General features: G+C 72.2%; 12 protein-coding genes. 6 read left to right on the forward strand and 6 right to left on the reverse strand.

The genetic code is table 11. The features are described 5' to 3' along the window. Positions 1–281 precede the first annotated feature (281 nt). Genes ACYVIH_RS21325 through ACYVIH_RS21340 form a run of 4 tightly spaced genes read right to left on the reverse strand, consistent with a single transcriptional unit; the run spans position 282 to position 4,391 of the window. The gene (locus tag ACYVIH_RS21325) at positions 282–1,193 is read right to left on the reverse strand and encodes an SDR family oxidoreductase (RefSeq protein ID WP_460871558.1); all 912 of its coding nucleotides are present in this window, start codon (positions 1,191–1,193) and stop codon (positions 282–284) included. A 25-nt stretch (positions 1,194–1,218) separates the two neighbouring features. Beyond that, positions 1,219–2,370: an acetyl-CoA C-acetyltransferase gene (locus ACYVIH_RS21330; RefSeq protein WP_460871559.1), complete on the reverse strand. Its 1,152-nt coding sequence runs from the start codon at positions 2,368–2,370 to the stop codon at positions 1,219–1,221. 51 nt (positions 2,371–2,421) lie between these two features. Then, positions 2,422–3,225 carry an SDR family oxidoreductase gene (locus ACYVIH_RS21335; RefSeq protein ID WP_460871561.1) on the reverse strand — a complete coding sequence of 268 codons (804 nt, stop codon included), beginning with the start codon at positions 3,223–3,225 and terminating at the stop codon, positions 2,422–2,424. Continuing rightward, the gene (locus ACYVIH_RS21340) at positions 3,222–4,391 is read right to left on the reverse strand and encodes an acyl-CoA dehydrogenase family protein (RefSeq protein ID WP_460871562.1); all 1,170 of its coding nucleotides are present in this window, start codon (positions 4,389–4,391) and stop codon (positions 3,222–3,224) included. Before ACYVIH_RS21340 ends, ACYVIH_RS21335 begins: the two co-directional genes overlap by 4 nt. Positions 4,392–4,510: 119 nt before the next feature. On the opposite strand from ACYVIH_RS21340, the gene ACYVIH_RS21345 reads away from it, so the two are divergent. Genes ACYVIH_RS21345 through ACYVIH_RS21360 form a run of 4 tightly spaced genes read left to right on the forward strand, consistent with a single transcriptional unit; the run spans position 4,511 to position 8,662 of the window. Continuing rightward, entirely contained in the window at positions 4,511–5,386 is an 876-nt protein-coding gene (locus tag ACYVIH_RS21345) for an enoyl-CoA hydratase (protein ID WP_460871563.1), read from the forward strand. After that, positions 5,383–6,558: an acyl-CoA dehydrogenase family protein gene (locus ACYVIH_RS21350; RefSeq protein ID WP_460871564.1), complete on the forward strand. Its 1,176-nt coding sequence runs from the start codon at positions 5,383–5,385 to the stop codon at positions 6,556–6,558. The genes ACYVIH_RS21345 and ACYVIH_RS21350 overlap by 4 nt, the downstream gene beginning before the upstream one ends. Then, positions 6,558–7,547 carry an acyl-CoA dehydrogenase family protein gene (locus ACYVIH_RS21355; protein WP_460871565.1) on the forward strand — a complete coding sequence of 330 codons (990 nt, stop codon included), beginning with the start codon at positions 6,558–6,560 and terminating at the stop codon, positions 7,545–7,547. Before ACYVIH_RS21350 ends, ACYVIH_RS21355 begins: the two co-directional genes overlap by 1 nt. Beyond that, entirely contained in the window at positions 7,547–8,662 is a 1,116-nt protein-coding gene (locus tag ACYVIH_RS21360) for an acyl-CoA dehydrogenase family protein (RefSeq protein ID WP_460871566.1), read from the forward strand. Before ACYVIH_RS21355 ends, ACYVIH_RS21360 begins: the two co-directional genes overlap by 1 nt. A 48-nt stretch (positions 8,663–8,710) precedes the next feature. Here ACYVIH_RS21360 and ACYVIH_RS21365 read toward each other — a convergent pair whose 3' ends face one another. Beyond that, entirely contained in the window at positions 8,711–9,334 is a 624-nt protein-coding gene (locus ACYVIH_RS21365; protein ID WP_460871567.1) for a TetR/AcrR family transcriptional regulator, read from the reverse strand. 106 nt (positions 9,335–9,440) lie between these two features. Between ACYVIH_RS21365 and ACYVIH_RS21370 the strand changes: the two genes are divergently transcribed. Next, on the forward strand, positions 9,441–11,045 hold the full coding sequence (locus tag ACYVIH_RS21370) for a FadD3 family acyl-CoA ligase (protein WP_460871568.1): 1,605 nt from the start codon (positions 9,441–9,443) through the stop codon (positions 11,043–11,045). On the opposite strand, the gene ACYVIH_RS21375 is transcribed toward ACYVIH_RS21370, so the two are convergent. Next, positions 11,042–11,815 (reverse strand): SDR family oxidoreductase, encoded by a 774-nt coding sequence (locus ACYVIH_RS21375; protein ID WP_460871569.1) that lies wholly within the window; start codon positions 11,813–11,815, stop codon positions 11,042–11,044. The genes ACYVIH_RS21370 and ACYVIH_RS21375 overlap by 4 nt on opposite strands. Positions 11,816–11,929: 114 nt before the next feature. Here ACYVIH_RS21375 and ACYVIH_RS21380 point away from each other — a divergent pair, with 114 nt between their 5' ends. Beyond that, positions 11,930–12,667, forward strand: coding sequence for an SDR family NAD(P)-dependent oxidoreductase (locus ACYVIH_RS21380; RefSeq protein WP_460871570.1), 738 nt, complete (start codon positions 11,930–11,932; stop codon positions 12,665–12,667). Positions 12,668–12,728 lie beyond the last annotated feature (61 nt).

The raw sequence follows: 12,728 nt of genomic DNA on the forward strand, positions 1-12,728 counted from the left end.
GGACGCGGTCCCGCAAGGCCCGCCGGCGACCTGCGCGGCCGGTTGGCGTGGGCAAACTGTCCCCGACACGCGCCCGGACGACAGTCTGCTCACTGGCTACCGCGACTGGCCCCGCCAGATGCAACGAAATGCACCACTCCGCCGGCGAAACCGGTGCAGAACGTTGCAAGTGAGCCACAGACCAGCAACGACCAGCGGCTGCGGCCTCAGGCGAGCGGACAGCCCGGAGACCGTGAAGCAGGTGCGCGAGACTCTCCGGGCCAGGTTCGGCAGCGGCCGGCCTACCCGCCGGCGCCGTAGACCGGCTCGGGCCGACGCGCCTTCGCGAGCAGGTCGCGCAGCGCGGGACCGACGGCGGCGGCCTCCCAGCGGGCGCCGATGTCCTGCGCGGGGCCGTGGTTCCAGCCTTCTTCGACGCAGATCTTGCCGCCCTCGACCTCGATCACGCGGCCGGTGACGTCGCCGGCGTCCTCGCTGGCCAGCCACGCGACGACGGGTGAGACGTTGGCGGGGTCCATCGCGTCGAACCCGTCCTCGGGACGCGCCATCGTCTCGGCGAACGCAGCCTCGGTCATCCGGGTGCGGGCGGCCGGAGCGAGGGCGTTGACGGTGACGCCGTACCGGCCCAGCTCCTGCGCCGCGACCAGAGTCAGTCCGGCGATCCCGGCCTTCGCGGCGGAGTACGTCGCCTGGCCGACGCTGCCCTGCAGCCCGGCGCCGGAGGAGGTGTTGATCACGCGTGCCGCGCGCTGTCGGCCCTCCTTGGCCTCGGTGCGCCAGTACGCCGCGGCGTGCCGCAGCGGCGCGAAGTGCCCCTTGAGGTGCACCCGGATGACCGCGTCCCACTCCTCCTCGGCGGTGTTCACCAGCATCCGGTCCCGGAGGAAGCCGGCGTTGTTGACCAGGATGTCGAGCCCACCGAAGGTGTCGATGGCCTGCTGCACCATCTGCTCGGCCTGGGCGAAGTCGGCGACGTCGGAGGCGTTCGCGACCGCCTCGCCGCCCATCTCCTTGATGAGCGCGACGACCTCCTCCGCCGGCCCGGACGACGCGCCGTCGCCGGACCCGGAGGTGCCGAGGTCGTTGACGACTACCTTGGCGCCCTGGCGGGCCAGCTCGAGCGCGTGCTCGCGGCCGATCCCCCGGCCGGCTCCGGTCACGATCGCGACGCGTCCTTCACAGATCCTCCTCATGCTCACTCCTCGTGGCTGGTGGCGGTCAGAGCCGCTCGATGATGGTCACGTTGGCCTGGCCGCCGCCCTCGCACATCGTCTGCAGGCCGTAGCGGCCGCCGCGACGCTCCAGCTCGTTGAGCAGCGTGGTCATCAGCCGGGTGCCGGTCGCGCCGATCGGGTGGCCCAGCGCGATCCCGCCGCCGTTGACGTTGACGCGGTCGAGGTCGGCTCCGGTCTCCTTCGCCCAGGCGAGTACGACGGACGCGAAGGCCTCGTTGACCTCGAACAGGTCGATGTCGTCCACCGAGAGGCCGGTGCGCTCGAGGGCGTGACGGGTCGCCGGGATCGGGCCGGTCAGCATCCACACCGGGTCGTCGCCGCGCACCGACAGGTGGTGGATCCGCGCCCGCGGGGTCAGCCCGTGCTCGGCGACGGCGCGCTCGGAGGCGATCAGCATCGCCGAAGACGCGTCGCTGATCTGCGAGGCGACGGCGGCGGTGATCCGGCCATCCTCGGCGAGCGGCTTCAGGCCGGCCATCTTCTCCAGGGACGTGTCGCGGCGCGGCCCCTCGTCGGTGTCGAAGCCGCCGACCGGTTCGATCTCGTTCTTGAACCGGCCCTCGTCGATCGCGGCGAGCGCACGGCGGTGGCTCTCGAGGGCGAACCGCTCCATGTCCTCGCGCGTGATGTCCCACCGCTCGGCGATCATCTCCGCGGAGCGGAACTGCGACACCTCCTGGTCGCCGTACCTCTTCACCCAGCCGGGCGACTCGGCGAACGGCGTCGAGAAGCCGAACTGCTGCCCCACGATCATCGCGGAGGAGATCGGGATCGCGGACATGTTCTGCACGCCACCGGCGACGACGAGGTCCTGGGTCCCGGACATCACCCCCTGCGCGGCGAAGTGCACCGCCTGCTGGCTCGACCCGCACTGCCGGTCGATGGTCACCCCAGGGACGTGGTCGGGCAGTCCCGCGACCAGCCAGGCGGTGCGGGCGACGTCGCCGGCCTGCGAGCCGAGGGTGTCGGTGCAGCCCAGGATCACGTCGTCGACCGCGGCCGGGTCGACACCCGAGCGGCTCATCAGCGCGCTCAGCGCGTGCGCGCCGAGGTCGGCGGAGTGCATCGGGGCGAGTGCGCCGCCGCGCCGCCCGACGGGGGTGCGGACGGCATCGACGATGTAGGCCTCGGCCATGGGAGCTCCTTGTGGTTCGGATGCGGGTGTCGTGCGGGTGGTGCGCTGCGGTCAGGCGTGCTGGCTGCTCACGGACACGACCTCACCGGTCATGTAGGAGGAGTAGTCGCTGGCGAGGAACACCATCACGTTGGCCACCTCCCACGGCTCCGCCGCGCGGCCGAACGCCTCGCGGCCCTTGAGCTCGGCCAGCAGCTCGTCGCTGGTGACCTTGGCGAGGAAGGGGTGCATCGCCAGGCTCGGCGAGACCGCGTTGACCCGGATCCCGTGTTCGGCCAGGTCCATCGCCGCCGAGCGGGTGAGGGCCATCACCCCCGCCTTCGCCGCGGCGTAGTGCGCCTGCCCCTCCTGTGCCCGCCAGCCGATCACCGAGGCGTTGTTGACGATCACGCCCTTCTTGCCCGCGGCGATCATCCGGCGGCCAGCGGCCCGGATGCAGCGGAACGTGCCCGTGAGGGTGATGTCGATGACCTTGCTCCACTGCTCGTCGGTCATCTCGGTGATCGAAGCCGTGCCGCCGAGGCCGGCGTTGTTGATCATCACGTCGGCCCCGCCGAGCGGCTCGGCGGCGTCGAGCAGCGCGGTGACGTGCTCCTCGACGGTGACGTCGCAGAGCACACTGGCCACCCGGTCGGCGCCGAACTCCTTGGCCAGGGCTTCCTCGGCCTCGGCGAGTCGGCGCTCGTGGGTGTCGCCGAGGACGACGGCCCTGGCGCCCTCCTCCAGGCAGCGGCGTACGGCGGCCGCCCCGATGCCGGCCCCGGCCGCTGCGGTGACGACGACCGTCCTGCCGGCGAGAAGGTCGTGCCCCGCGACGTACTCGGGTGCGGGCTGCTCGGTCCTGGGGGCGGTCATCCTCGTGGCTCCTTGGGAAGGCCGAGCACCCGCTCGGCGATGATGTTGCGCTGGATCTCGTTCGAGCCGCCGTAGATGGTGTCGGCCCGGCTGAACAGGAACAGGGTCTGGAACTCGTCGAGCTCGTAGGGCGCCGCCTGGGCGGTGAGCCCCTCGGGGCCGAGCACCTCCATCGCCAGCTCGCCGAGCTCGCGATGCCAGGTGCCCCAGAACAGCTTGGCAATCGAGGCCTCCGGGCCCTGCTCGCCGCTGAGAGTGCGCAGCGCGTTGAGCCGCATCACCTCCAGACCTATGTGTGCGCGAGCGATCCGGTCCAGGACCACCGGGTCCTCGATCGTGCCGTTGCGCCGGGCCGCCTCGATGATCGCCTCGAGCTCGCGGGCGAAGCCGACCTGCTGGCCGATCGTGGACACGCCGCGCTCGAACCCGAGGGTTGCCATCGCCACCCGCCAGCCGTCGCCCGGCTCGCCGACCACCAGCGAGGCATCGGTGCGCGCGCTGTCGAAGAAGACCTCGTTGAACTCCGAGGTCCCGGTCAGCTGGTCGATCGGCCGGACGTCGACACCGTCCTGGTCCATCGGCACCAGCAGGTAGGAGAGGCCGGCGTGCCGCTGTGAGCCCGGCTCGGTGCGGGCGACCACGAAGCACCAGTCGGCGTGGTGGGCCAGCGAGGTCCAGACCTTCTGCCCGTCGACGACCCAGCTGTCGCCCTCGAGTCGGGCGCGCGTGGAGACCGCGGCGAGGTCGGAGCCGGCTCCCGGCTCGGAGTACCCCTGGCACCACAGCTCCTCGACCGCGACGATCGGCGGCAGGAAACGAGCCTTCTGCTCGTCGGTGCCGAACGCGATCAGCGTGGGGCCGAGCAGCTCCTCCCCCAGGTGGTTCACCCGTGCCGGCGCGTCGGCCCTGGCGTACTCCTCGTGGAAGATCACCTGCTGGAGGAGGCTGAGCCCGCGGCCGCCGTACTCCTCGGGCCAGCCGAGGCAGGTCCAGCCCGACTTGGCCAGGTGGCGGTTCCACTCCAGCCGCTCGTCGTAGAGCTCGTGCTCGCGGCCTGAGCCGCCCCGCCCGCGCAGGTCCGCGAAGTCACCGACGAGGTTGGTCGCAAGCCAGTCGCGCACCTCGGCGCGGAAGGCTTCGTCCTCGGCTGAGTAGGTGAGGTCCACGGTTGCCCTTCGACGGCGTCTTGTCAGGCCCCGGTCCTGGTCACCGGCCGAGGCATGGCCTAGAGTAGCCCACCAAGCACTTGTTTGGTAGCCGCCATCGATGACGCTGAGGAGCTGGCATGTCAGCGGAGCAGACTTCCCCCGCCGCGACCGAGGAGGAGGTCGTCACCTACGAACGTCGCGGCAGCGTGGCGATGGTGACGCTCAACCGACCGGAGTACCGCAACGCGCAGAACTCCAAGATGACCTACGCACTCGACGCCGCCTTCAGTCGCGCGGTCGACGACGACGAGGTCAAGGTGATCGTGCTGTCGGGCAACGGCAAGCACTTCTGTGCCGGGCACGACATCGGCACACCGGGCCGCGACGTGGACCAGACGTATCCCCGCAAGGCGGTGATCTGGTGGGACCACACCGACAAGGAGGGTGGTGACCAGCGCTTCGCCCGCGAGTCCGAGGTCTACCTCGGCATGTGCCGTCGGTGGCGCGAGCTGCCCAAGCCGATGATCGCGATGGTGCACGGCGCCTGCATCGCCGGTGGCCTGATGCTCGCCTGGTCGGCCGACTTCATCATCGCCTCCGACGACGCGTTCTTCTCCGACCCGGTCGTGAAGATGGGCATCCCGGGGGTGGAGTACTTCGCCCACCCCTGGGTGATGAACCCGCGCGCCGCCAAGGAGTTCCTCTTCACCGGCGACCGGTTCACCGCGCAGCGCGCCCACGAGCTCGGCATGGTCAACCACGTCGTGCCGCGCGAGGAGCTGGAGGCCACGACGCTGGCGATGGCCGAGCGGATCAGCGCGATGCCGCGGTTCGGGCTTGCGCTGACCAAGAAGGCGGTCAACCAGGCCGAGGACCTGCAGGGCATGCGCGCCGGCATGGACTCGGTGTTCGGGCTGCACCACTTCGCGCACGCCCACAACGCCGAGGTCGGCAAGGACTCGCTCGCAGGGATGGACGCACGCAGCATGCGCGACTCGGGGCGCGCCCAGTGAACGTCGACCTGACACCGGAGGAGATCGCCTTCCGCGACGAGGCCCGGGCCTGGCTGCGCGACCACGTGCCCGCCGAACCGCTGCCGTCGATGGACACCGAGGATGGTGCCACGGCACACCGGGCGTGGGAGGCCAAGCTCGCCGAGGGACGCTGGTCGGTGGTGGCCTGGCCGGAGGAGTACGGCGGTCGCGACGCCTCGCTCGTGGAGTGGGTGCTGTTCGAGGAGGAGTACTACCGCGCCGGCGCGCCGACCCGGATCTCCCAGAACGGCATCTCCCTGCTCGCGCCGATCCTCTTCGAGCACGGCACCCCCGACCAGCAGCAGCGCTTCCTGCCGACGATGGCCGACGGCACCGAGGTGTGGGCCCAGGCCTGGTCCGAGCCCGAGGCCGGCTCCGACCTCGCCTCGATCCGCAGCACGGCACGCCGCGACGACACCCGCGGCGGGTGGGTGCTCAACGGCCCGAAGACGTGGAGCTCCCGGGCGCCGTACGCCGACCGCGGGTTCGGGCTGTTCCGGTCCGACCCGGACGCCGAACGCCACCGCGGGCTGACCTACTTCCTGTTCCCACTCGACGCGCCGGGCGTCACCGTTCGTCCGATCCCGCAGCTCGACGGGGACCCCGGCTTCGCCGAGATCTTCTTCGAGGACGTCTTCGTCCCCGACGCCGACGTGCTGGGTGCGCCCGGCGACGGCTGGCGGGTCGCGATGAGCACGGCCGGCAACGAGCGGGGCCTGTCGCTGCGCTCGCCGGGCCGGTTCTGCGCGGCCGCCGACCGGCTGGTGGACCTCTGGCAGGAGCGCGGGGCCGAGCAGCCACAGCTGCGCGACGCCGTCGTCGACGCCTGGATCGGGGCGGAGGCCTACCGGCTCTACACCTGGGGCACGGTCACCCGGCTCGCCGACGGCGGCGACATGGGCGCACACGGCAGCGTGAACAAGCTGTTCTGGTCCGAGCTCGACATCGCGCTGCACGAGGCGGCGCTCGACCTGCTCGGCCCGGAGGCGGAGCTGCGCGGCGACGGGGCGCCGGGCGCCGGCGCCTGGATGGAGGGCTACCTGTTCTCGCTGGCAGGCCCCATCTACGCCGGCACCAACGAGATCCAGCGCAACATCGTGGCCGAGCGCCTGCTCGGCCTGCCGCGCGGCGACAACAAGAGGGGCTCCTGATGAGGTTCCTACCGACCGAGGAGCAGCGCGCGTTCGCCGCCGCCCTCGACGGCCTGCTCGAGGGGGCCGGGGTCCCGAACGTGGTCCGCGCCTGGGCCGCCGGCGACCACGAGCCCGGCCTGGACCTGTGGCGACGGCTCGGTGACGTCGGCCTGCACGCGTTGCTCGTGCCCGAGGAGCACGGTGGCCTCGAGGCCGACCCGGTGGACCTGGTGGTCGCCTTCGAGCGACTGGGTTTCCACGCCGTCCCGGGCCCTCTCGTCGAGTCCGTCGCGCTCGCTCCCACACTGCTCTCCGCCGGGGACGACCCGGACGGCCTCCTGCCCCCGCTGGCCGAGGGCAAGGCGCTGGTGTCGGTCGCGGCGCCACCGGTGGCGCCGCACGTCCTCGACGGCGACGTCGCCGGGCACGCCCTCCTGCTCGCCGGTGACACCGTTGCCCGGGCCCGGCTCGGGTCAGCGCTCCGCTCGGTCGACGCCTCGCGCCGACTGTTCCGGGTGACGGCCGGCGAACAGGTCACCACCCTGCCGGAGGGCACCGCTGGGGACGCGGTCGACATGGCCACCCTGGCCTGCTCCGCACAGCTGCTGGGAGCCGGCGAGCGGCTGCTCACCGCGGCCGTGGACTACGCGAAGAGCCGGCGCCAGTTCGGCCGGGTGATCGGCGAGTACCAGGCGGTCAAGCACGCCCTCGCCGACGTCAAGGTCGGCCTCGACTTCGCCCGCCCCCTGGTCTATGGCGCTGCCGTCGCGATGACCGGCGGCACCACCGCGGCCCGGGAGGTCTCCGCAGCGAAGGTCGCCTGCTCCGTCGCCGCCGACCGCGCGGCGCGCACGGCACTCCAGGTGCACGGTGCGATCGGCTACACCGCCGAGTACGACCTCGGCCTGTGGATCACCAAGGTGCGTGCCCTGGTGGGTGCCTGGGGCGACCCGTCCCACCACCGCGGCCGGGTGCTCGCCTCGCTGACCGCCGAGAGGGCTTCCTGATGGAGTTCGCGCTGAGCCCCGAGCAGGCGGAGCTGGCCGCGACCGTCCGCGCGCTGCTCGAGCGACGCAGCGACAGCGCTGCGGTCCGGGCCGCCGCGGCCTCCGAGCGCGGGTACGACGAGGCGCTGTGGCAGACCCTGTGCGAGCAGATCGGCGCCGCCGCGCTCGCCATCCCCGAGGAGTACGGCGGAGCCGGGTTCTCGCTGTTCGAGACCCACATCGTGCTCGAGCAGCTGGGTCACGCGCTCACCCCCTCGCCCCTGCTCGGGTCGGCCGTCCTGGCGGCTCAGGCGGTGCTCCACTCCGGCGACGAGGCCGCGTGCGAGCGGCTGCTGCCCGACATCGCCTCGGGACGCGTTGCGGCACTCGCCTGGGCCGACGAACACGGCCGGTGGCGCGTCGACGGCTCGTCGGTGACCGCCACCGACGAGGACGGCTGGCGGCTGTCCGGCACCTCGACGCTGGTGCTCGACGGCGCCGCGGCCGACATGCTGCTCGTGGTGGCCTCGACCCCGCACGGCGTGGGTCTCTTCGAGGTCGACCCCGACGGCTCCGGTGTGCGTCGTACCCGCACCCCGGCGCTGGACCCGACGCTGTCGCTCGCGACCGTCACGCTCGACACAGCACGGGCGACGCCGCTGTCGACCGACGCCAGGGGGATGCTCGCAGGCCTGCGGGACGTCGCGGCCGTCGCCGTCACCGCGCTGCAGGTCGGCGCGGCGCAGCGGGGGCTGGACATGACCGTCGGCTACGCCAAGCAGCGGGTGCAGTTCGGCCGGCCGATCGGCTCCTTCCAGGCCCTGAAGCACCGGATGGCCGACATGCTCCTCCAGGTCGAGACCTCCCGGTCCGCCTCCTGGGCGGCCGCCTGGTCGGCAGCCACCAGCGGGGCCGACCTGCCCGGGCTCGCCGCGGTGGCGAAGGCCTGGTGCTCCGAGGCCGCATCGGCGGTGGCGGCCGAGACCGTGCAGCTGCACGGCGGCGTGGCGATCACCTGGGAGCACGACGCGCACCTGGTGTTCAAGCGGGCGCACGCCACGGCCGAGCTGTTCGGCCCGGCGCGTGAGCACCGGCGGCGGCTGGCCGAGCTCGAGGGCTGGCGCAGCGTGGGCTGACCTGCCACGCGCGGAGGCGCCTGTTGTCACGCCGCGCGGAAGCGTCTCTCAGCGGGTGAGGAGCCCGCCGTGCAGGATGCCGAGGTACTGCTGCGCCAGGGAGTCCGCCTTGAGCTTCCCGCCCGGGCGGTACCACCGGACCGCTGACCAGACGGCGTCGCGGATGAACCGGTAGGTCGTGGTCGCGTCGACGTCGGAGCGGAACGCTCCGGACTTCTGGCCGGCCTTGATCACCCGGATCCAGACGTTCTCGTTCTTGCGGCTCAGCTCGTCGACGTAGCCGAAGTCCGGCAGCCGTGAGAGCAGGCTCGCCTCGTTCTGGTAGAGCGCGACGGCGTGCGGGTTGGCGTGGATGGTGGCGAACGCATGCCTGATCAGCGCGTCGAGCACCTGCTGCGGGTTGTCGCCCTCCCGCTCGATCTCGACGAACCGTTCCTGGAGGGTGCCGAGGAAGCCGCGCAGGATCTCGTCGAGCATCGCCTCCTTCGACGAGAAGTGGTGGTAGAGGCTGCCGGACAGGATGCCCGCCTCGTCGGCGATGTCGCGCACCGTGGTCTGGGTGAACCCGCGGGTGGCGAACAGTCGCGCCGCGATGGCGAGCAGCTCCGCCCGCCGGTCGGAACCACTTGCACTCGCACTCTTCCGGGCGGCACCGGGCGTCGTCGTGGCCATCGTGGCTGTCCCTTCGGGCTCTCTGAGTGGAACGGGCCCGTGGCAGCAAGGACCCCCTTCGACTAGGGTACCTAACAAGCACTTGGTAGTTCGAGGAGGCGCGGCAGTGGCAGCACCCGAGACCCTTCCCCAGCTCGTCCGGACTGCCGGTCGGGAGCACGGCGACCACCCTGCCGTGGTCGAGGCAGGCACCACGACGTCGTACGAGCGCCTGGCGGAGCTGGTCGGACAGGCGGCGCGCGCCTTCCTGGCCGCGGGCGTGCGGCCCGGCGACCGCGTGGCGATCTGGGCGCCGAACCGCCTGGAGTTCATCGTCGCACTGCTCGGGGCGCAGAGTGCCGGCGCGTCGGTCGTGCCGATGAACACGCGCTACCGCGGGCAGGAGGCGCTCGTCATCCTGCAGCGGTCCCGCGCCTCGGTGCTGGTGCTCGCCAACGGGTTCCTCGACACCGACTTCGGCCGGATGCTGCGCGAGGCGGCCGCGGACGGTGACGGTGGTTCGGCCGGCCCCGTGCCGGGGCTGCCGTCACTGCACACCGTGGTCGACCTCAACGCCACGACGTCCTCGCCGGCCGGCCTCTCCTGGGCGGACTTCCTGGCCCACGGCGAGGAGGTGCCCGTCGACCAGGCCGAGGCCGTTGCCGCCGCGGTGGGCCCGGAGGATGTCGCCGACATCCTGTTCACCTCCGGCACCACGGGTGTGCCGAAGGGCGTGATGAGCGCGCACCGGCAGACCCTCGGGGTGGCTCGGGTGTGGGCGGCGGGCGCATCCCTCACACCGGCCGACCGCTACGCGATCGTGAACCCGTTCTTCCACAGCTTCGGCTACAAGGCCGGGGTGGTCGCCGCCCTCACCGCAGGTACGACGATCTACCCACTCGCCACCTTCGACGTCGACACCCTGTTGCGGCTGATCGAGGCCGAGCGGATCTCCGTGCTCCCGGGCGCTCCCACGATCTTCACCTCCCTCATGGACCACCCGCGGCTCGCCGAGCACGACCTGAGCTCGCTGCGGTTCTCCATCGCCGGCGCGGCGTCGGTGCCGGAGTCGCTGTTCCAGCGGATGCGCGACGTGCTCGGCTTCGAGACCGTCCGCCAGGCCTACGGGCTCACCGAGTGCGTGGTCGCGACCCAGTCCCGGCCGGACGAGGACCCCGCCCACATCGCGGAGACCACCGGGCCGCCGGTGCCGGGGATCGAGGTGCGGATCGTCGACTCCTCCGGCCAGGACCTCCCCGTGGGCGAGGACGGCGAGATCCTGCTGCGCGGCGACAACGTGATGCTCGGCTACTTCGAGGACGAGGAGGCCACCCGCGCCGCGATCGACGCCGACGGCTGGCTGCACACCGGCGACGTGGGCCGTCGGGACGAGCACGGATGCGTGAAGATCACCGACCGGATCAAGGACATGTACATCGTCGGCGGCTTCAACGTGTACCCCGCCGAGGTGGAGAACGTGATCAGCTCCCACCCCGACGTGCTCGAGGCGGCGGTGGTCGGGGTGCCGGACGACCGGCTCGGCTCCGTCGGCCGGGCGTACGTCGTACCCCGACAGGGGGCGTCGGTCTCCGCCGACGCGGTCGTCGCCCACTGCCGGGACCGGCTGGCGAACTTCAAGGTGCCGCGGTCGGTCGTGGTGGTCGACGCGATGCCGCGCAACGCCAGCGGCAAGGTGCTCAAGACCGAGCTGCGGACCGAGCAGCCGGCCTAGGCGTTCGGCGTGTGTGCCAGGAACGCCGGCACCTCGCCGCCGCCGTCGACGTTCAGCACCGCCCCGGTGATGTGCGAGGCGAGCGGGGAGGCGAGCAGCACGCAGGCCTCGCCGATGTCGGTCGGGGTGGCGAAGACGCCGCGCGGGATGGTCGCCGCCACCCGAGCCACCTGCTCCTCGTCGCCGTAGTGGGCCGCGGAGCCCGGCGTCGCGACGAGGCCGCAGCTGATCGCGTTGACCCGGACCTTCGGCGCCCACTCGACCGCGAGGCTGGTGGTCAGGCTCTCCAGGGCTGCCTTGGACGCGCCGTACACCGCGGTCCCGGGACTCGGCCGGCGGGCGCTGATCGAGGTGATGTTGAGGATCACCCCGCCCTGCTCCTGCCCTGCCATCACCGGCTGGACCGCCTGTGACACGAAGGCCGCCGCGAGGAAGTTCAGCTCGTTGATCTTGCGGTGGAAGCGCGGTGAGGCGGTGGCAAAGTCGGCGTACGGCGCCCCGCCGGCGTTGTTCACCGCGACGTCGATCCGGCCGCGGCGATCGGTGACCTCGCCGACCCAGCGCGCCACCTGCTCCTCGTCGCGGACGTCGACGGCGCTGAACACCGGGGAGCGGCCGTCGACCTCGCGCAGCTGCTCCGGTGCGGTGCGGCCGCAGATCTCCACCTGGGCACCGGCTCGCAGGAACGTCTCGACGATTCCGTCGCCGACCCCCTTGGCGCCTCCGGTGACGAGCACGACGTGGTCTACGAGGTCGATCGAGAGGGCCACGCGTTCTCCTGGTGCGGCGAGGTCGGCTGGGGTGCCTGCTAGGCTACCAAACAAGTGCTTGGTTTGGTGATTGGATCGGGAGCTGCCTTGAAGGACTTCGCAGACAGGCCCGGAGTGGCTTTGGTGACCGGCGGCTCCGGCGGGCTCGGCTCGGCGGTGTGCCGGCTGCTCGCCGAACGGGGCTCCGACGTCGCGCTGACCTATCGCACCCACCGGCCCGAGGAGCTGCTCGTGGAGCTCGCCGGTCTCGGGGTCCGGGGCGAGGCCGCGCCGCTCGACCTCACCGACGCCGGTGCGACCGCCCGGCACGTGGCGAGCCTCGTCGAGCGGCACGGCGGCGTGCACACCGTCGTACACGCGGCCGGACCGCACGTGCCGATGGTCCACCTGTCGCGCGTGCCGCCGGCGCAGTTCGCCGAGCAGCTGGCTGAGGATGCGGCGGCCTTCTTCAACCTGATGCACGCCGCCCTCCCAGCACTTCGCGCGACGCGGGGCTCGGCGGTCGTGGTGACGACCGCCGCGACCGCGCGCTACCCGGTGCGCGACGGGCTGTCCGCCGGCCCGAAGGGAGCGGTCGAAGCACTCGCGCGAGGTTTCGCCGCGGAGGAGGGGCGGTACGGCGTCCGGGTCAACTGCGTGGGCCCGGGGATGCTCACCGACGGGATGGCCGCGCGCCTGATCGGCTCCGGCGACCTCGACGAACGCGCACTGGCGATCACCCGCGGCAACATCCCGCTGGGCAGGTTCGGCTCGGCCGAGGACATCGCGGAGGCGGTGTGCTTCCTGGCCTCCGACCGCGCCGGCTTCGTCACCGGCCAGAAGCTCGACGTCGACGGCGGCTACGGCGTCTGACCCGATCTCGCAGGTAGGGGTGTGAGGGCGTCTGGTTTCGGGTGCTCGCCCCGCGTGTCAT

The sequence above is a fragment of the Nocardioides pakistanensis genome (assembly GCF_054781215.1).